Consider the following 18,363-nt stretch of genomic DNA (forward strand, 5'->3'; position numbering starts at 1 on the left):
CCGCGGCACTCGCGCGACCCGACGGCCCGGGGCCGCGCTACTCGGTTCGGCACCCCGGAGGCCGCGGCAGGCGGAGAGGTCGGCACCCCAGGAGCCACGGCAGGCGGAGAGGCCGGCGCCCCAGGAGGCGTGACGGGCCGGGCGGCAGCTCAGCGCGTGGACAGCCCCGCGCGCACCCGCTCCACCGTGATCGGCAGATCGCGCACCCGCACCCCCGTGGCGTGGTACACCGCGTTGGCGATCGCCGCCGCCGTGCCGACGATGCCCAGCTCCCCGACGCCCTTGCTGCCCATCGGGTTGAGCTCGTCGTCGTCCTCCTCCAGCCAGTGTGCCTGGACATCCCGCACATCGGCGTGGGCCGCGATGTGATAGGTGGCGAGGTCGTGGTTGGCGAAGTCACCGAACCGCGGGTCCGTCTCCAGGTTTTCGTACAGCGCCGCCGACAGCCCCATGCACATCCCGCCGCGCAGCTGCGAGCCCGCCGTCCGGGGGTTGATGATGCGCCCGGCGGCGAACATCCCCAGCAGCCGGTCGACGCGCACCTGGCCGGTGACGGAGTCCACCCGCACCTCCGCGAACTGGGCGCCGAAGGCGTGGCGCGAGAACTGCCCGCGCGCCTCGACGTCCTCGGTGGTGTCCCCCTGTGCCTCCAGCCCGCCGGGCGGAAGCGCGCCGGAGAGCTCGTCGAGCCGCTTGGCCAGCGCCCGGCACGCCTTGGCCACCGCCCACCCCCAGGAGCTGAGGCCCATCGAGCCGCCCGCCCACGGTGCCTGGCCGTAGGCGCTGCGGCCGATGTCGAGGGTGACCCGGTCGATCTCCACACCGAGTTCGTCCGCCGCCACCTGGGTGAGCGCGGTACGGGCTCCGGTGCCGATGTCGGACGCGGCGATCCGTACCGTGAAGCCTCCGGCGGGCTCGGCGCGGGCGGTCGCGGTGGAGGGCCGGGTGAGTGCGGGGTAGTTGCCCGCCGCCATTCCCGTGCCGACCAGCCAGTCACCCTCCCGGCGGCGCCCCGGAGCGGGGTCGCGGCCCGCCCAGCCGAAGCGCGCCGCGCCCTCCCGCAGACAGGCCACCAGATTGCGGCTGCTGAAGGGGTGACCGGTCTCGGGGTCCACGGACGGCTCATTGGCCACCCGCAGTTCGATGGGGTCCATGCCCAGCTCAACGGCCAGCTCGTCCATCGCGCTCTCCAGCGCGAACATCCCGGGCGCCTCGCCGGGGGCGCGCATCCACGAGGGCGTCGGCACATCCAGCTGCGCCAGCCGGTGGACGGTCCTGCGGTGGCGCGCGGCGTACATGACGCGGGTGGGGGTGACCGTCTGCTCGCAGTACGGGGTGAGCGTGGAGCTCTGCTGGAGCGCGTCGTGCCAGATCGCGGTGAGCTTGCCGGTCCGCTCGGCGCCGAGCCGGATGCGCTGGAGGGTGGGCGTGCGGTACGAGACCATGGTGAACATCTGCTGCCGGGTGGCGGCCACCTTGACCGGTCGGCCCACCGCGCGGGCGGCCAGCGCGGCGAGCACCGTGGGCGGGCGGGGCACCGCCTTGGAGCCGAAGCCCCCGCCGGTGTGGTCGGCCACGACCCGTACGGCGCCCTCGGGCAGGCCGAACATCGCGGCCAGCCTGTCGGCCGTCATCCAGGGGCCCTGGTCGCCGTTGTAGAGGGTGAGCGAGTCGTCCCCGTCCCAGACCGCGATGGTGGCATGCGGTTCCATCGTGCTGGTGTGCTCCGGGGGCGTGGTGTACGTGACGTCGAGGACGACCGGCGCCGCGGCGAGGGCGGCCTCCACATCGCCCTTCTCCATGTGTCCCGGGTGACCGCCGTTGACGGTTTCGGGGACGAAGATGCGCGGATCGCCGTCCATCAGCTCGGAGTCGTGGTCGTCCACGTCGTACTCGATCCGTACGGCCGCGGCGGCCTGACGTGCCGTCTCGTAGGTGTCCGCCACCACGGCCGCCACGATCTGCCCCCGGTGGGCGATGTCCGGGGACTGGAGAACGGCGAGTTCGGGGGCGTCGGTCGGGCGCAGCCGGAACACATTGTGGCTGTCGAGCACGGCGACCACCCCCGGCAGGGCCAGCGCCGCGGCGGTGTCCAGGGCGCGCACCCTGCCGCGCGGGATGGTGGACTGGATCGCCCATGCGTACAGGGCGTCCGGCACCGGGTACTCATAGGCGTAGAGCGCGGTGCCGGTGACCTTCTCGCGTCCTTCGACACGGGCCACCTCCGCGCCCACGGTCCGCTGGATCGTGGTCATCGACGCTGTCCTCCCACGAGGTCGCGCACGGCCGAGGTGATGACGTCCACGGCCAGGTCGATCTTGAACGCGTTCTGCGGCAGCGGGCGCGCCGGGGCGAACTCGGCCCGTGCCGCCTCCCGCAGGCTCTCCCCGGTCGGCCGCCGGCCGGTCAGCAGCCGCTCGGCCTCGCGGGCCCGCCAGGGGCGTGCGCCCACTCCGCCGAGCCCGAGCCGGATCTCCCGCAGGGTGCCGTCGGTGTCGGTGGCGGCCACGGCGGCCACCGACACCAGCGCGAACGCGTAGGACCAGCGGTCGCGGACCTTGCGGTAGGACATGGCGGCGCCCTCGGGGGGCGGTGGCAGCTCGACCCCGGTGATCAGATCGCCCGGCTGGAGCACCGTCTCGCGGTCCGGTGTGTCACCGGGCAGCAGATAGAACTCGTTCAGCGACACCGTACGGGTGCTGCCGTTGACCCGCCGCAGATGGACGACGGCGTCGAGCGCGGCCATCGCCACCGCCATGTCGGAGGGGTGGCCCGCCACGCAGGAGTCGGAAGTGCCGAGGACGGCCAGGTCGCGGTGGAGGCCCTGGATGGCCGAACAGCCGGTGCCCGGCCGCCGTTTGTTGCAGGGTTTGGTCACGTCCTGGAAGTACACACAGCGGGTGCGCTGGAGCAGATTGCCACCGGTGGTGGCCACCGTCCGAAGCTGCCCGGAGGCCCCGGACAGCAGCGCCTCGGCCAGTGCCGGGAAGCGCTCGCGGATGCCGGGGTCCCCGGCGAGCCGGCTGCCCGGGACCAGCGCGCCGATGAGCACACCGCCGTCGGGGCGGTGCTCGATGGTGTCGTACGGGAGCCCGGTGATGTCGACGAGCATGGCGGGCTCGGTCACCCCGAGCTTCATCAGGTCCACCAGATTGGTGCCCCCGGCCAGGTACACCGTCTCGGTGGAGTCGGCCACGAGCGTGGCGGCGGCCCCGGGGTCGGTGGCGCGCTCATAGGCGAAGGGCTTCATCGCGCCCCTCCCGCCACACCGGCGCGGGCCGGCGCCCCGCCGCCGTCGGCCCCGGCCACCTCGCGGATGGCGGCCACGATGCCGGGGTACGCCCCGCAGCGGCACAGATTGCCGCTCATCCGCTCCCGGATCTCGTCGGCGTCCAGGTCACCCGGTGCGCCGGCCCCGGCCGCCATGTCCTCGGTGACATGGCTGGGCCAGCCGCGCGCGGCCTCGGTGAGGGCGCCGATCGCGGAGCAGATCTGGCCGGGTGTGCAGTAGCCGCACTGGAAGCCGTCGTGTTCCAGGAACGCCCGCTGGAGCGGATGGAGTTCCGCCGGGGCGGCGAGCCCCGCGACACCCTCGATGGTGGTGATGTCACGGCCCTGGGCGGCCACGGCGAACACCAGGCAGCTGTTGACCCGCTCCCCGTCGATCAGGACGGTGCAGGCCCCGCACTGCCCGTGGTCGCACCCCTTCTTGACCCCGGTCAGCGCCAGGTGTTCGCGCAGGGCGTCCAGCAGGGTCACCCGGTGGTCGAGGGTGAGGGGGCGGTCAGCACCGTTGATACGCAGCGTGAAGTCGCTGTGGAACGTGTGAGCTGTCACATCACTCAGCCTGGCATCGGGGTGGGCGCCCCGCATCTTCGGCGGCGGCCGCCCCGCTGGGGTCTGTCGTCAAGGGCGCCCCCTTTGACGACAGGCCCTAGGGCTCCGGTGGCTCGTCGGGCACCGGGGGCAGCCGCAGATGCGCCAGGTCCGGGGGGACCGGGGAGGGCGGGCGGTAGAACGGCGGGGCCGCATCGGCGGCGGGCGAGTCGGCCAGCCGGAAGCGGTCCCGCAGCCGGTGGTAGAACTCCGTCGGCGCCAGCCGTACCAGCCGCAGCCGGTCCGGCGCCCGGTAGGCGGCCACCCAGTCGCCCGGCTCCAGCACCCCGCGCAGCTGCCCGTCGAGGCTGACCGCCACCCGCCCCGAGGTCGGCAGGACCCGCACGGCCACGGCCTCGTCCACCGCGGCCACCACGGTGCGGTCGAAGGCGATGTGCGGGGCCACCGGGGTGAAGACCACCGCGTCCAGGTAGGGGGAGACCACCGGTCCACCGGCGGCGAAGCTGTAGGCGGTGGAGCCGGTCGGGGTGGCGACGATGATCGCGTCGGCCGAGTACGAGGCGAGCAGCTGCCCGGACACATACACGCCCAGTCCGGCCTGGCGGTCGCGGGCGAGCTTCTCGAAGACCACGTCGTTGACGGCGATGACATCCAGCGGAATGCCCCAGCCCACCTCCTCGGGGCCGCGGCCGGGGCGCACCCTGGGCGGGGGCGGCACCGGGCCCCGCCCGTACCGCAGCAGCGCCTCCATGCCCTCGGGCATCTCCAGCTGCCGGGACGCCCGCAGGGTGAGCAGCATGCGCTCCTCGATGGTGGCACGGCCGTCGTGAACGGCGTCCAGCGCCTCCTCCACCTGATCAACGGTGATCTCGGTGAGGAAGCCGACCCGTCCCACGTTCACCCCGAGCGCAGCGGCCCCGTTCCTGGCGGCGAGCCGGGCGCCGCGCAGAAAGGTGCCGTCGCCGCCGAAGGTGACGATCAGATCGGGGTGGCCGGCGGCCGCGGCCTCCTCCCGGGAGCTGCGCCGGGGCTGATCGCCACGCCAGACGTCCAGCTCGAAACAGGAGATGCCATGGGCAGCGGCCCATGCGCGGGCGGTGTTCGCCGCCGCGACGGCGGTGGGGCGGGCCTGGTGGACGACCACGCCGAGCCGGTTGACTGCCATGGCACTTCCACCCTAGGTCGGCCGGGCCGGAAGCGCCCATCAGGCCGGGTACGCGTTCCCGGCCGACCCGCCCGGACGGGGGCGGGCGGACACGCGCGGACACGCGCCGGGTGCTCTGGAGTCGAACATCCGCCCTGATCTATGGTGTTGGGCGGCATGGAGACCTGCGCAGGAACCACAGCGCATCCATACGGAGCCGGGGGGATGATGCGGCAGATGGCGAGCCAGAGACGAACCGCGCTGGTCGAGGAGCTGATGGGGCGTTTCCCCCAGGTGCCCCGGGAGGCCGTGCTCAAGGAGGACCTGCTGCGCGGCGGCATGGCCTTCGACGAGTCCGCGCTCAGCGGCAACGAGGACGGCGACGTCAAGCCGAAGTCGTACTTCATCTTCTCGTTCGACCACCGCACCCTGCCGGAGCTGGGCGCCGCGGCCCTCAACCGGCCGCCCGAGGAGATCGTGCTCACCGGCGGGCCGTACGAGCTGCGCCGCACCGTGGTGTCCGTCCGCGTCAACCCCGCCTCGCCGTATGTGGTCCGGGCGGGTGAGGACGGTGCGCTGGGCCTGTATCTGGACGGGGCGCGCATCGCCGACGTGGGGCTGCCGCCGATGCCGGACTACTACCGTCACACCTTGTCGAACGGCAAGTCGGTGATGGAGGTGGCGCCGACCATCCAGTGGGGCTATCTGGTCTATCTGACGGTTTTCCGGGTGTGCCAGTACTTCGGCGCCAAGGAGGAGTGCCAGTACTGCGATATCAACCACAACTGGCGTCAGCACAAGGCGGCGGGCCGCCCGTACACCGGGGTGAAGCCGGTGGAGGAGGTGCTGGAGGCGCTGGAGATCATCGACCGCCATGACACCGCCCGCGCCTCCCAGGCGTACACCCTCACCGGTGGCGCGATCACCTCGCATATCGGCGGCCGTGACGAGGCCGACTTCTACGGCCACTACGCCAAGGCCATCGAGGAGCGCTTCCCGGGCCGGTGGATCGGCAAGGTGGTGGCGCAGGCGCTGCCCAAGGAGGACGTCCAGCGGTTCCACGACTACGGGGTGCGGATCTACCACCCCAATTTCGAGGTGTGGGACCGGCGGCTGTTCGAGCTGTACTGCCCGGGCAAGGAGCGCTACATCGGCAGGGACGAGTGGCATCGCCGGATCCTGGACTCGACCGAGGTGTTCGGCGCCCGGAATGTGATCCCCAACTTCGTCGCGGGCGTGGAGATGGCCGAGCCGTTCGGCTTCTCCTCGGTGGCCGAGGCGATCGACTCCACCGCCGAGGGGCTGCGGTTCTTCATGTCCCACGGGGTCGTGCCCCGGTTCACCACCTGGTGCCCCGAGCCGACGACACCGCTGGGCAAGGCCAATCCGCAGGGCGCCCCGCTGGAGTACCACATCCGGCTGCTGGAGACCTACCGGGCGACGCTCGAGGACTTCGGGCTGTCCTCGCCGCCCGGATACGGTCCGCCGGGGCCGGGGCGGGCGGTGTTCTCGGTGAGCTCGTTCATGGACAGCCTGCCCGCCACCGATCCGGACCCGGAGCCGGTGACGACCTGACACCGACGACGGACTGACACCGACGGCGCCCTGACGCGGCGGCCGCCCCGGCTCGGCGGGATCTCCTCAGCCGACATGGACATGGGGGCGGCGGCCGCGGTCGGGCTCGGCCTCGCGGAGCACCTCACGGGTGACGGGGGCGACCTCGCCCTGGCCGAAGAGGAAGAAGCGCAGGAAGTGGGCCAGCGGATGGCCCTCCGTCCACTCGAAGTAGATGTGTGGACGCTGCCCGGTCATGTCCCGCACCCACAGCAGCAGCGCGGCCAGCGCGTTGGGGATGGTGGCGCTCTGGAGGGTCAGCACGCGGTAGCGGCCGTGCAGCACCTCTCCGCACACCCGCAGATCGCTTTCGAACTCCGACGGGTCGGCCACGGTGACCTCGACGAAGATGATGTCGTCCTCGGGCGGGATGTCGTTGTCCGCCCGGATCTGGTGCTGCTTGTCGCGGTATTCGACCAGGTCACGGCGTTCCGGCTGATTGGCGATGAAGCGGATCCTGCGGTGCGCGGTGTCGCGGATGAACCGCTCGGCCAGCGGGTCGAACGTCACGCTGGTGACCCGTAGCTCGAACGCCCTGGCCACCCGGGACAGCAGCGACACGGCCAGGATGCCCGCGATGAAGCAGGCGCCGATCTTGACGCCGTCGGGCCGTTCGATCACGTTGACCGCGGTGGTGTACAGGAAGATCGCCGCGATGACGCCGAAGCCGAGGGTCCAGCGGCGCTGCCGGGCGCGCCGGGCGGCGATGGTGACGGCGATGGCGGCGGAGGTGATGAGCACGAGCACACCGGTGGCGTAGGCGCCGCCCTGGGCGTCCACATCCGCCTTGAAGATCCAGGTCACCAGGAACGCGATGGCGATGAACACCAGCACCATGGGGCGGACCGCGCGCGCCCAGTGGGGGGCCATGCCGTAACGCGGCAGATAGCGGGGCATCAGATTGAGCAGTCCGGCCATGGCCGAGGCGCCGGCGAACCAGAGGATGGCGATGGTGGAGGCGTCATAGACGCTGCCGAACGCCGAGCCCAGGTACTCATGGGCGAGATAGGCCAGGGCGCGCCCATTGGCCCGGCCGCCCGGTTCGAACTCCCGCTGCGGGATCAGCAGGGTTGTGATGAAGCTGGAGGTGATGAGGAAGACGCTCATGATCACCGCGGCGGTGGTCAGCAGCTTCCTGGCGCCGTGGATGCGTCCGGCGGGGCGCTCCGGGGTGTCGCCGGGCTTGCCCTCGATATGCGGCATGACGGCCACGCCGGTCTCGAATCCGGACAGGCCCAGGGCCAGCTTCGGGAAGATCACCAGCGCCACGCCGATCATCACCAGGGGACTGCCGCGCTCTGCGACCAGCGCCCGGGACCAGTCGGGGATCACCTGCGGGGCGGTCCAGACATGCCACAGCCCGACCGCCACCACGATGGCGTTGAGCAGCAGATAGACCGCGACCAGCGCCACCGCGATCCCGATGGCCTCGGTGAACCCCTTGAGGAACACCGCGCCCAGCAGCCCCACCAGGATCAGGGTGACGGCCACCTCATGGCCGTTCAGGGCCGAGGTGAAATGCGGGTTCTCCACCAGGTGGGCGGTGGCGTCGGCGGCGGAGAGGGTGATGGTGATGAGGAAGTCGGTGGCCGCGAAGCCCAGCAGGGTGAGAACGAACACCTTGCCCTTCCAGAAGGTCAGCAGCCGCTCCAGCATCGCGATCGAGCCCTGGCCGTGCGGACTCTCCTCGGCCACCCTGCGGTACACCGGCAGCGCGCCGACCAGGGTCACCACCACCAGCACCACGGTGGCCAGCGGGGAGAGCAGCCCGGCCGCCAGGGCGGCGATACCGGGCTGGTAACCGAGGGTGGAGAAGTAGTCCAGACCGGTCAGGCACATCACCCGCCACCACGGCCGGCCCTCATGTACGCCCTCCGGCTCGGCGTGCGGGCCGGGCTGGCGCTTGGCCATGTCGGTCAGGCCCTCCAGCAGCCATCCGCGCAGCCGGTGCCGTGCCCCGCCGTCGGAGGCGGCGCCGCCAGAGGTGGAGGAGGCCACGGGGTGCTCCCGTCGTCCAGCGAAAGGTTCCCGGCCCTCGGGGAGACCCTTCGGCCAGCGTATGCGGGCCGGCCGGCCGCCACCCGGCCGGTGCCGCCGGCCGAAGGACATCGTCTTCTCAGTGAGTTCTCATCTTCGGTCCCTACGGTTGCGCCACATGGACACCACCAAGACCGACCAACCGACCGACACCGCAGCGCAGCCCGCAGAAGCCGAGGAAGCCACGGCGGAGGGTGTCCCGAACGCTGTATCGGACCCGCGTAAGACCCCGGACGCGCGGGAGACCCAGGACTCGGAGGAAACACCGGACGACTCGGAGACGTCCGCCTCCGTCGGGGAAACCACCGCCGATGACACCGCACCCCCTTCCCTGGCCACCGCGCCGGGCATCGTCCTCGGCGCCGCCTCGGTCGTGGGCGCCGGGCTCGGGCTCGCCTCGCTCACCGGCACCTGGCTCGGCACGATGTTGCAGGAGCGCAAGCAGCTGACCGGCCAGATCAAGGCCCAGTCCGGCTCCGCCGCCGATCAGATCGCCATGGTGTACGGCACTCCATGGCACACCACGGCCCTGGTCAACGGGCTGTTCGCGCTGGTCGCCGTGGTGATCGCCGGTGTGGTGCTGCTACGGCAGCGGCGGCCCGCCACGGCCGGGGCGCCCTGGGTGACCGCGGTGGCCTGGGGAGCGGTGGCGCTCGGTGTGATCGGACTGCTGATCGCCGCCGCCATGGGGCTCGACCTCTTCAGCGCCCTGCCGAAGGTGCCCGCGTCCCCGAACACTCCGGCCGGCTGACCCGCTCCGAGCGCGCCCCGTGGGCCGGATGGACCGGCGGGGCGCGCTCCGCCCGGCGGGCGTCTCACGATTGAGATCCCGGTATCGGGACACACGCGGAGGGGACAGGCCGTCCGGCCGCCCCGGCGCAGAGAGCCGCTCCGGCGCAAAGCCGCCCCGGCGCAGAGGGCCATCAGGACGGCATGGACTTCGCGCATACGGAGTTTCCCGCCGATGAGCCGTTCCACAGCGCACCACTCCGACCGGCACGGGACACCGCGTACGCGGGGGACGCCGGACCCGCCGGAGACCTCTCGCGTACCCGCACCGCCGGACGCACACCAAGGGCCCGACCGGCCCGATCCGCCGGATGGACATCGGGGCCCGGAGCGGCCCGGCACGCCGGACGGACACCAGGGACCGGACCGGCACAGCAGGCCGGACGAACGCCAGGGCCCGGACCGGCCCGGCGCGTCGCGGGGCGAGGACGCCCGGACCGCCGTCACCGTCTTCGTCGCGCTCGGCGCCAATCTGCTCATCGCGCTGGCCAAGGCCGTCGGCGGGGTCTTCTCCGGCTCCCCCGCGCTGCTCTCCGAGGCCGCTCACTCCGTCGCGGACAGCCTCAACGAGGTGTTTCTGCTCGCCTCCCTCAAACGCAGCAAGCGGGCGCCCGACGACCAGCACCCCTTCGGCTACGGCAAGGAGCGCTACTTCTGGTCGCTGCTGGCCGCCGTCGGCATCTTCGTCATGGGCGGCTGCTTCTCCTTCTTCCAGGGCGCCGAGGCGCTGAGCTCGGGCAGCTCCGAGGACCACAGCGGCTATCTGGTGGGCCTCGCGGTGCTCGGGGTGGCGCTGCTCGCCGAGGGCTCCTCGCTGGTCCGGGCGCTGGTCCAGGTCCGCGGGCACGCCCGGGAGGCGGGCCACGGCATGGTGGCCGAGCTGCGCGCGGGTGACGACCCCACGCTGCGCACCGTCCTGGCCGAGGACTCCACCGCCTGTCTCGGCGTGGTGTTCGCGCTGCTCGGCATGTGGCTGCACATGGTCACCGGCGAGGTGGCCTATGAGGCCACGGCCTCCTTCCTGATCGGGGCGCTGCTGGTCTATGTGGCCTACCGGCTGGCCAAGGAGTCGCGCGGGCGGCTCATCGGCGAGGCGATCGATCCGGCCCAGCGCCGGGAGCTGCGCCGGTTCCTCGAGGCGCAGCCGGAGATCGACACCGTGACCGGTCTGCTGACGATGCGTCTGGGCAATGACTCGACGCTGGTGGCGGCCCGGGTCGACCTCGTCCCCGGCCACGACAGCGAGGAGGTCGAGGAGGTCCTGGTGCGCGTCAAGACGGCGATGGCGGAGATCTGGCCGTACGCCGACCAGATCTTCCTCGATGTCACCGAAGCCTCGGCCAGGGACCGGGCGAGGGCGCGCGCGGACCGCCAGGCGCTCGACGAGCGGGTGGCCGCCGTGGAAAAGGAGGACCGCGGGACGTGAGATTGGCCCCGGCGGGCCTGGGTACCCGGCGTGGACCAGCCCACAACAGCGAACTCATGTACGGAGGCAGAACTGATGGGCCTCGGCGGTTGCATTTTGATGATCGCGGTGGGAGGGATTCTCACCTTCGCCACCGACTGGAACGCCAACGGTCTCAACGTCCACTTGGTCGGTCTGATCCTGATGGCCGTCGGCATCATCGGCACATCGGCGTATGTGAGTGTCTACAAGCGCCGGCGCGTCGTGGAGCCGACCGCCGTGGCTCCCCCGGTGGTCGAGGAGCCCGAGCGGCACCGGCACCACCACCACTACGACTACTGAGTGCCGGAACGGCAGTTCCCTTTCCGACGAGGTGGCCCCCGCCGCGGGCGGGGGCCACCTCGTCGTCGTACGTCCCCTGGCCGACCGCGGCCAGGACCCGAGCGACCCTGCCCTCGGCCATAGCGAACGTCTCACCGGCTCATCCCCAGCCGGTGGAGTAGCCGCGGTAGCGGCGGCGCCGGGGCCGGATGGTCAGTGTGGACAGCAGCCCGACGAACCCCACCACGATGACCACCAGACCGGGCCCGAAGCCCTGGGCGTACGCCACCACATCGTCGAGCGTCGAGACGCCGTCGTCGATCCCGGATGTCCCGGTGGCACCGGGCGCGGCGCCCGTCTGACCGCCGGAGGCGATGGCCGGGTTGGGGCTCTGGGCCTTGGCTCCCGGAATGCCCACCCCGAGCGCGCTCAGCGCCTTGGTCACGGGCTGGAAGAAGGTCACCCCGCCCTTCTCGCAGTCGCCGCTGCCGCCGGAGGTGACGCCGAGCGCCACGCCCTGGGCGAAGAGCGGCCCGCCGCTGTCGCCGGGCTCGGCGCACACGGTGGCCTGGACCAGCCCGGTGACCGTGCCCTCGGGGTAGTTGACCGTCGCGTTGAGCCCGGTCACCTTGCCCGAGCGCAGCCCGGTGGTGCTGCCGCTGCGGAACACCTCCTGGCCCACGACGGGGTCGGCGACACCGGTGACCCGCACCACCCGGCCGCCGCCGACGTCGAGCACACCGCTCTGGTCGAGCGAGGCGTTGTCGTACCGCACCAATGAGAAGTCACTGCCGGGGAAGCTGCTCCGGACCGTCGTGCCGATGCGGGTGCGGCCGCTGCCGTCGGTGAACCAGGGGGTGCCGGTGGGGCCGCAGTGACCCGCCGTCAGGATGAACCCGGCCTGGCCGTCGGTGACGTTGAAACCCGCCGAACAGCGGCTGCCGTTGGTGAACATGGGAGCGGCCCCGGCGGTTCTGGTGGTGAAGGAGCCCGCCGTCCGCTGCGTCCGCACCTCGTCGCCCACCTCCGCGGCCAGCGCCTTCATCGTCGACCAGCGGGCGGTGGAGACACTGCTGTCGCCGACCAGCACGACCTGGTTGGACTTGGGGTCCACCATCCACGCGGTGCCCGCCACCCGGGGCGCGGAGCGCAGCTTCTCGGTCGCGGAGTCCAGTTGCTCCATGCTGTACCGCACCCGTTTGACGGTGGCCCCGGCCCTGCTGACCTCGTCCGCGGCCGTGTCGTCCGTCACCGCCACCACCGGGCGGCCGTCGGCGCCGATCCAGTTGCCCGCCGTACGGGAGGAGCCGAGCGCGGACACCAGCCGTCCGCCCACATCGTCCGCCTGACGCGCGCTCAGGGCTCTCGAACCCTCGTTTCCGGTCGTCCCGTGGGCCGATCCGCCCGGCCCGGCCTGGGAGACCATCACCCCGCCACAGACCAGTGCCCCGACAGCCACGACCCGCACGGCCCGGCGCACGCCGCGCCGCATGTGCTTCACCACCCTGCCTCCTTACGTCGATCCGGAGGGCCCCGGACGGCGAAGGCCCACCCCTCATACGCAAGGAGGCGTCATCCTGTTCACTCCCCGGACGGCGACGGCTCCCAGAGGTCAGCGCCGGTCGCCGTAGCGCTTGCCGAGGAACCCCCCGACCAGGGCGGCCGTACCGCCGCCGAGGATGGCCGCGCCCTGGGTGGCGGCGTCATGGGCGAGGAAGTACGTGGCCACCCAGATGTACGCCACGACCGTGCCGGCGCCCAGCAGCGAGCCGAACGCCTGCAACCCCGTGTGCACCCAGTCCATACGGCGGCGGTGCTCACGCTCCCGCTGGAGTTCGGTGAGCATCCACTCCACCGTGCCGGGCCTGACCGCCTCCCACTCCTTGGCCTGCTCCACCGGCAGCCGGTCGCCCCAGGGCACCGCCGACTCCGCAGGGCCGCCCTGGACGGGGTTCTCACTCGTGTTCTCGGTCACGGAGCCTCCCCCGGACGGTCCGGACGGGATGTGGGGTCCGCGCCCGCCGCCCGTGGCGGTGGCGGGCCGAGCGCGGTGAGGAAGTCGGCCATGTCCCGTTCCATCTCTCGCTCCACCGGACGCCGCGCCCGCCGAACAGCGGGCCGAGGCATCGCCAGGGCCGCCAGATATCCCTCGCTCAGCGCCTGCCAGGGCCCGGCGGGGCGGGCGCCCGCCTCCCCGGCGTCCGGGTGCAGTGCGTCGAGCCACCGGGCCTGCCGGTCCCGCTGTCTGGCCGATGCGAAGCCGCGCGCCGCGAGCGCCAGCCACAGCAGGCCGAGACATCCGGGCCCCACCCATCCGGGAACGTCGTCCCAGGAGTCCGGGGTCAGCGAGGGCAGGGCCAGCGCGCCCGACACGGCGAGCAGGATCCCCAGTACGACGACGATCGGGGCGAGGGCTCCGGCGCCGCCCGCACCGCTCACCCGGGGGGCCGACCGCATGGCCTCCGCGGCTCCCGCGGGCGCGGGGAGGGCCGCTGCCTCGGCCCCCGGGGCGGACATGGGCTCTCCCCGGGCCGAGTCGCGCAGCAGCGCCTCTGCCTCATCGGCCGTCAGCCGCCGCTCCGGGTCCTTGGCCAGCAGTCCCTCGATCAGCGGCCGCAGCGCACCCGCGTATCTCATGGGCGGCGGCGGGGCGCTCCACACCGCGCTCATCACCTCACCCACCGTCAGCCCCTGGAACGGCGCATGGCCCTCGACGACCTCGTACAGGGTCACGCCCAGGGACCACAGGTCGGCCTTCAGCATCCCTTCCGCGGTCGCCGGAAGGGAGGGGGACGTGAAGCGTTCCGGTGCCATATAGGCGGGTGTGCCGACCACACCGCCCTCGTCCGCGAAGGTCAGGCCCAGCTGGTCCACCAGCACCGCGGGGCCGTCCGGGCGGAAGAGGACGTTACGCGGTTTGACGTCCCCATGGGCCATCCCCGCCGCGTACAGCGCACGTAATCCGCGCAGCACTTCCAGGCCGATCCGGGCCGTCTCGGTCACGCCGAGCCGCCCGCCCCGATCGCCGATCCGGTCCGCCAGCGAACGCTGGTCGAGGCGCTCCATGACGATCCAGACCCGGCCCTCGCTCTCGCCCAGGTCGTAGATGGCGGCCAGGTGCCGATGGAGGGTCGAGGCGAGGACCCGGACCTCGCGGCGCAACCGGCCGAGCCAGCGCGTATACGCCTCCGGGTCCGGATCGCCGTCCGGGGTCAGCTCCTTGACGACGACGGGGCGGCCGAGCAATACGTCGTAGGCGTCCCAGACCACGCTCATACCGCCGCGGCCCATGCGCGCGCGCAGTTGGTACCGGCCGCCAATCACGGTTCCGTGGGGCGATCCTGAATCGTTCCCCCGCTCCTCCCCGCCGGAGGCTTCCCCGGTCGTCATCCGCTCCCCCTCACCAGCCGACTGACGCCCACAGTAAGGCGTCGGCCGGGCCCGGCGAAGGGGGTGGTGCGCATGGACACGCGTGCGGTGGGGCGACGCGCCTCACGAGGCGCCCTTGGCGTAGGGCGCGCTGGTGAACACCACCTCGTCCGCGGCGCCGTCGGTCACCCAGAACCGTTGCGGCTTCTCCCCGTAGAGCGCGAAGAGCGGGTCCGGCCCCCAGGCCAGCACCACCTCGTCCTTGCCGTCGTGGTCGAAGTCCCCGGCACCGTGGAGCCTGACGGCGCGCCGCTTCTTCGGCACCTCGTGGCCGTCCACACGGGCCGGGACGGTGCGGTCGAGGGTGCGGCGGTGGGCGATCTCCCCGGGGGCGTCCGGGCGGATCGTCAGCAGTTCGGTGCCGCCGGTGCGCAGCGAGACGGCCAGTTCGTCGGTGCCGTCCCCGTCGGTGTCGGCCGCGGCGAGCGCATCGCCGCCCAGGGCGGGGATCCTGATCGGCCGGGGGTCCGATCCGGCCGAGCGCTCGGTGTACACGCTGACCGACTGGCTGACGTCCGCGGGCTCGGTCTCATAGCCCGGTTCGTCGTTGCGGCTGCCGGTGTCGGCGACCGCGACATCCCGCTTCCCGTCACCGTCGAAGTCGCCGAAGGCGATGGCGTTGCCCTTACGGAGGGTGCGGCCGGTGGTGGCGAGGCCGTCCGGGCCCGCCTTGAGGAGCGCGGAGTCCGTCTGATCGTCGTCGCCCTGCGCGTGCACCACCAGATCGGTGGGCCGGTCGCCGTCGATGGCGTCGGCGTGCAGCTCCGCGATCTGGCCGCTGGAGCCGAGGGGGTTGGCGTATGTCGCGGTGCGGGCGGCCTTGCCGTCACGGCCGAACGGCCCGTACAGCACGTGGAAGTCCTTGCCTCCCTGGCGCACGGCGGCCAGATCGTGGTGTCCGTCCCCGTTGAAGTCACCCGTCGTCAGGGGCCACGGGCTCTCCAGGCCGTCGTCGGCGTCGGCCAGCCCCACCGGAGTGGCGGGGGCTCCCCGGCGCGGTCCCTCGGGGCCGCCCCAGGTGATGTAGGGAAGCGTCTGGGTGGTGATGTGAACGCGCCCGGCACTGGCCGGGTCGCGCTCCTTGGTGGCGGTGGCGATCACATCGGCGTAGCCGTCGCCGTCGAGGTCGGCGGTGGTCGCGGACCGCATCTCGCCCGCGACGCGGTCGTCCCATCCGGCGCCGGTGGGCAGGCCGAGGTCCGTACGGCCGAGCACGGTGCGGACGGCGGGGTCGAGCCCCTTCGCCGAGCCGTACACGAAGGCGATATGGCGCAGGCCGCCGAGCTCCTCGTCGGAGGCGAGCGGGATTCTGAGCTCGGGGCGGCCGTCGCCGTTCAGGTCGTCCGGCAGCGCGCTGCCCTCGCCCCGGGGGACGGGAGCGGTCGCGGTGGGGGTGACGACAGGTGAGGCCGTGCTCTTCCCGGCCCCGTCGCCACCCTTCTTCCCGTCGTCTCCCCCGCCACCGCCGCACGCGGTGAGCAGCGCCAGCGCGGTGGCGCAGAGAGTGGCGGTGACGGGGCGGAGCCGGGTGGTGGGGGATGCCATCAAGCTACGACAGCGCATTCCGGTGCGGACACGCCATCGGAGAGATCATTTCGTTACGGCAGGCCGCCCATCGGCCGGTGTCCGGCCGTCATGGCCTGCCCTCCTGTCGGCCGGTGTCCGCTCGTCACGGCACGCGCTCCGCCAGCGCGCACCCGCTCCTTACGACACACCCTCCGTCAGCGAGTGTCCGCTCCTTACGACACACCCTCCGTCAGCGAGTGTCCGCTCGTTACGACACGCCCTCCGCCAACGGGTGGCCGCAGCGCAGATTCCAGCGGCCCGCGCGGCCGCTGAGTTCCGTCGCGGTCAGCGGGGCGACGTCCAGCCGCCAGAAGGCGGGGGCGGGCAGGCCGAGGGCGTGGACGAGCGCGGCCCGGACCACGGCCGGTTCCACCACGGCGAGCAGCCGCCCCTCACGGGCCGGTCCGGACGGACTCGCTGAGCCCTCTTTCCGGGCCTCCAGCCAGACCCCGATCCGTTCCACCAACGCCAGCAGCGACTCGCCACCGTGTGGCGCCGCGGCCGGATCGGAAAGCCACGCGGCGACCTCCTCCGGGGCCCGCTGCCCCACCTCGTCCAGTGAACGGCCCCGCCAGCGGCCCACATCGAGATCGCCCAACTCCGGCGCCACGGCGGCGTCGAGCCCCAGGGCCGCGGCGGTACCGCGGCAGCGCTCGGAGGGTGCGGTGAACGCGATGTCGTGGCGGGGCAGCGCCGCGGCCGCCGCCCGTGCCCGGCGCACCCCGGCCGCGTCCGGCGGGGCGTCGTCGAACCGCACCTGCCGCAGTGCCGCGTTGACGGCGGGCGCGACCAGCGTGATACGCACCACCCAGCCCCCCATCCGCACCATTCGCCCACGTAGAGCCACACATTCGGGCATCCGCCCCGTAGCGGCGGACGACGCTCGCACGCTACCGTCTCATGGAGACGACGGCGTGACGGAAGCCCGGTGAGATTCCGGCACGGTCGCGCCACTGTATGTCCGGCGGAGCACCCGTTACGCGGGCCGCCCGCCGGGCGAGTCAGACCCAGCGCCGTCGTATGAGCACCAACGACCGGGACGCGTGTTCCCCTGGAGGTTCCACCATGGCTCAGTCCGCCGTTTCCGCACCCAGCGCCCAGCCGGTGCCGGAGATCACCCCCATCTCGCTGAAGGCCATCGCCCCGTGGGCGCTCTTCTTCGGCCTCCTCATGCTGATCCTCCTGTACTTCATCGGCGCCGAGCAGGGCGCCACCGCCGTGCTCTCCGGCGAAGGTGTGCACGAGTGGGTCCACGACGGCCGCCATCTGCTCGGCTTCCCCTGCCACTGACCCCGACCTCCGCTTTCCGCCGCAGGTCCCGTCCCCAGGGGAATCGAATTCTTCATGAACTCCATATCCGTCCGGGCGTTGCTCGTCCGGGGCATGCTCGCGGGCCTCGCCGCCGGGCTTCCGGCGCTCGGCGTGGCCTATCTGCTCGGCGAGCCGCGCGTGGACTCGGCCATCGCGTACGAGGACGCGCACAGCCATGAGCACGGCGCCGAGCTCGTCAGCCGCACCATGCAGTCCACCGCCGGTCTGAGCACCGGCGTTCTCGTCTACGGTGTCGCCTTCGGCGGTATCGCGGCCCTCGCGGTGTGTGTGGCCCTCGGCCGCATCGGCCGGTTCGGGCCGCGTGCCACCGCCGCGCTGGTGTCGCTGGGCGCGCTGGTGGCCGGCTATCTGGTGCCGTTCTTCAAGTACCCGGCCAATCCGCCGGCCGTGGGCGATCCGGAGACCCTCGACCAGCGCACCACGCTGTACTTCCTGATGGTCGTGCTCAGTGTGCTGCTGGCCGTGGGCGCGGTCATCCTCGGCAGACGGCTCGCGCCCCGGCTCGGCAACTGGAATGCCACGGTGGCCGCCGCGGTGGCCTTCATCGTGGTGGTGGGCCTGGCGTACGCCTTCCTGCCGTCGTTCAACGAGGTGCCCGAGGGGTTCCCCGGGACACTGCTGTGGCAGTTCCGGCTGGCCGCCCTCGCGGTCCAGTGCACTCTGTGGGTGTCGTTCGGCCTGCTCTTCGGACATCTGGCCGAGCGGCTGCTGTCGCCGCGCCCCACGGCGGCGGACCGGGTGGCGGCCACGGGCGCCACCGATCTGGCCACCGCCGAACGGCCCTGATCACATCGGCGTGACCCGGGTGGCGGATCCCGCCACCCGGCAAGCGCAGCCGCGGATGCACATGGCCGCGAACCCCGACACGGTGGAGATATCGGACATCACC

The 18,363-nt window shown here is 72.5% G+C and carries 16 protein-coding genes; 6 read left to right on the forward strand and 10 right to left on the reverse strand.

Translation table 11 applies throughout. The annotated features are described in order from the left end of the window. Positions 1–149: 149 nt before the first annotated feature. The 4 genes from AB0E24_RS21900 to AB0E24_RS21915 form a co-directional block, all read right to left on the reverse strand. Positions 150–2,255: a xanthine dehydrogenase family protein molybdopterin-binding subunit gene (locus AB0E24_RS21900; RefSeq protein ID WP_359379149.1), complete on the reverse strand. Its 2,106-nt coding sequence runs from the start codon at positions 2,253–2,255 to the stop codon at positions 150–152. Beyond that, positions 2,252–3,250 (reverse strand): FAD binding domain-containing protein, encoded by a 999-nt coding sequence (locus tag AB0E24_RS21905; protein ID WP_079256214.1) that lies wholly within the window; start codon positions 3,248–3,250, stop codon positions 2,252–2,254. Before AB0E24_RS21905 ends, AB0E24_RS21900 begins: the two co-directional genes overlap by 4 nt. After that, entirely contained in the window at positions 3,247–3,873 is a 627-nt protein-coding gene (locus tag AB0E24_RS21910) for a 2Fe-2S iron-sulfur cluster-binding protein (protein WP_069872296.1), read from the reverse strand. Before AB0E24_RS21910 ends, AB0E24_RS21905 begins: the two co-directional genes overlap by 4 nt. Positions 3,874–3,934: 61 nt before the next feature. Next, the gene (locus tag AB0E24_RS21915) at positions 3,935–5,002 is read right to left on the reverse strand and encodes an NAD(+)/NADH kinase (protein ID WP_069872294.1); all 1,068 of its coding nucleotides are present in this window, start codon (positions 5,000–5,002) and stop codon (positions 3,935–3,937) included. Positions 5,003–5,218: 216 nt separating this feature from the next. Here AB0E24_RS21915 and AB0E24_RS21920 point away from each other — a divergent pair, with 216 nt between their 5' ends. After that, the gene (locus AB0E24_RS21920; RefSeq protein ID WP_099016762.1) at positions 5,219–6,556 is read left to right on the forward strand and encodes a radical SAM protein; all 1,338 of its coding nucleotides are present in this window, start codon (positions 5,219–5,221) and stop codon (positions 6,554–6,556) included. Positions 6,557–6,622: 66 nt separating this feature from the next. On the opposite strand, the gene AB0E24_RS21925 is transcribed toward AB0E24_RS21920, so the two are convergent. Further along, positions 6,623–8,593: an APC family permease gene (locus AB0E24_RS21925; protein WP_100808355.1), complete on the reverse strand. Its 1,971-nt coding sequence runs from the start codon at positions 8,591–8,593 to the stop codon at positions 6,623–6,625. A 157-nt stretch (positions 8,594–8,750) separates the two neighbouring features. Here AB0E24_RS21925 and AB0E24_RS21930 point away from each other — a divergent pair, with 157 nt between their 5' ends. The 3 genes from AB0E24_RS21930 (at position 8,751) to AB0E24_RS21940 (ending at position 11,168) form a co-directional block, all read left to right on the forward strand. Next, a complete protein-coding gene (locus tag AB0E24_RS21930; RefSeq protein WP_359379158.1) occupies positions 8,751–9,383 on the forward strand; it encodes a hypothetical protein in 633 nt (210 codons plus the stop codon). 213 nt (positions 9,384–9,596) lie between these two features. Continuing rightward, on the forward strand, positions 9,597–10,847 hold the full coding sequence (locus AB0E24_RS21935) for a cation diffusion facilitator family transporter (protein ID WP_359379161.1): 1,251 nt from the start codon (positions 9,597–9,599) through the stop codon (positions 10,845–10,847). A gap of 75 nt (positions 10,848–10,922) precedes the next feature. Continuing rightward, positions 10,923–11,168, forward strand: coding sequence for a hypothetical protein (locus AB0E24_RS21940; protein ID WP_069872286.1), 246 nt, complete (start codon positions 10,923–10,925; stop codon positions 11,166–11,168). 139 nt (positions 11,169–11,307) lie between these two features. Here the strand turns inward: AB0E24_RS21940 and AB0E24_RS21945 are convergent, their stop codons facing one another. The 5 genes from AB0E24_RS21945 to AB0E24_RS21965 form a co-directional block, all read right to left on the reverse strand. Then, a complete protein-coding gene (locus tag AB0E24_RS21945; protein WP_079260283.1) occupies positions 11,308–12,648 on the reverse strand; it encodes a S1 family peptidase in 1,341 nt (446 codons plus the stop codon). A gap of 111 nt (positions 12,649–12,759) precedes the next feature. After that, a complete protein-coding gene (locus AB0E24_RS21950; RefSeq protein WP_069872282.1) occupies positions 12,760–13,122 on the reverse strand; it encodes a hypothetical protein in 363 nt (120 codons plus the stop codon). After that, entirely contained in the window at positions 13,119–14,537 is a 1,419-nt protein-coding gene (locus tag AB0E24_RS21955) for a serine/threonine-protein kinase (RefSeq protein ID WP_359379165.1), read from the reverse strand. The genes AB0E24_RS21950 and AB0E24_RS21955 overlap by 4 nt, the downstream gene beginning before the upstream one ends. 102 nt (positions 14,538–14,639) lie before the next feature. Then, positions 14,640–16,121, reverse strand: a complete 1,482-nt coding sequence (locus AB0E24_RS21960; RefSeq protein WP_359379168.1) for an FG-GAP and VCBS repeat-containing protein — start codon at positions 16,119–16,121, stop codon at positions 14,640–14,642. A 229-nt stretch (positions 16,122–16,350) separates the two neighbouring features. Further along, positions 16,351–16,950 carry a histidine phosphatase family protein gene (locus AB0E24_RS21965; protein ID WP_359379170.1) on the reverse strand — a complete coding sequence of 200 codons (600 nt, stop codon included), beginning with the start codon at positions 16,948–16,950 and terminating at the stop codon, positions 16,351–16,353. A 257-nt stretch (positions 16,951–17,207) separates the two neighbouring features. Between AB0E24_RS21965 and AB0E24_RS21970 the strand changes: the two genes are divergently transcribed. After that, the gene (locus AB0E24_RS21970) at positions 17,208–17,432 is read left to right on the forward strand and encodes a CbtB domain-containing protein (protein WP_069872272.1); all 225 of its coding nucleotides are present in this window, start codon (positions 17,208–17,210) and stop codon (positions 17,430–17,432) included. 54 nt (positions 17,433–17,486) lie between these two features. Beyond that, entirely contained in the window at positions 17,487–18,260 is a 774-nt protein-coding gene (locus tag AB0E24_RS21975) for a CbtA family protein (RefSeq protein ID WP_100808349.1), read from the forward strand. Positions 18,261–18,363 lie beyond the last annotated feature (103 nt).

It is taken from the genome of Streptomyces malaysiensis subsp. malaysiensis, assembly GCF_040653035.1.
GTDB lineage: Bacteria > Actinomycetota > Actinomycetes > Streptomycetales > Streptomycetaceae > Streptomyces > Streptomyces malaysiensis.

Coding starts and splice junctions, on each gene's coding strand:
- AB0E24_RS21900 (WP_359379149.1), bottom strand. CDS start 2,255: ATGACCACGATCCAGCGGACCGTGGGCGCGGAGGTGGCCCGTGTCGAA.
- AB0E24_RS21905 (WP_079256214.1), bottom strand. CDS start 3,250: ATGAAGCCCTTCGCCTATGAGCGCGCCACCGACCCCGGGGCCGCCGCC.
- AB0E24_RS21910 (WP_069872296.1), bottom strand. CDS start 3,873: ATGCGGGGCGCCCACCCCGATGCCAGGCTGAGTGATGTGACAGCTCAC.
- AB0E24_RS21915 (WP_069872294.1), bottom strand. CDS start 5,002: ATGGCAGTCAACCGGCTCGGCGTGGTCGTCCACCAGGCCCGCCCCACC.
- AB0E24_RS21920 (WP_099016762.1), top strand. CDS start 5,219: ATGGCGAGCCAGAGACGAACCGCGCTGGTCGAGGAGCTGATGGGGCGT.
- AB0E24_RS21930 (WP_359379158.1), top strand. CDS start 8,751: ATGGACACCACCAAGACCGACCAACCGACCGACACCGCAGCGCAGCCC.
- AB0E24_RS21935 (WP_359379161.1), top strand. CDS start 9,597: ATGAGCCGTTCCACAGCGCACCACTCCGACCGGCACGGGACACCGCGT.
- AB0E24_RS21940 (WP_069872286.1), top strand. CDS start 10,923: ATGGGCCTCGGCGGTTGCATTTTGATGATCGCGGTGGGAGGGATTCTC.
- AB0E24_RS21955 (WP_359379165.1), bottom strand. CDS start 14,537: ATGACGACCGGGGAAGCCTCCGGCGGGGAGGAGCGGGGGAACGATTCA.
- AB0E24_RS21960 (WP_359379168.1), bottom strand. CDS start 16,121: ATGGCATCCCCCACCACCCGGCTCCGCCCCGTCACCGCCACTCTCTGC.
- AB0E24_RS21970 (WP_069872272.1), top strand. CDS start 17,208: ATGGCTCAGTCCGCCGTTTCCGCACCCAGCGCCCAGCCGGTGCCGGAG.
- AB0E24_RS21975 (WP_100808349.1), top strand. CDS start 17,487: ATGAACTCCATATCCGTCCGGGCGTTGCTCGTCCGGGGCATGCTCGCG.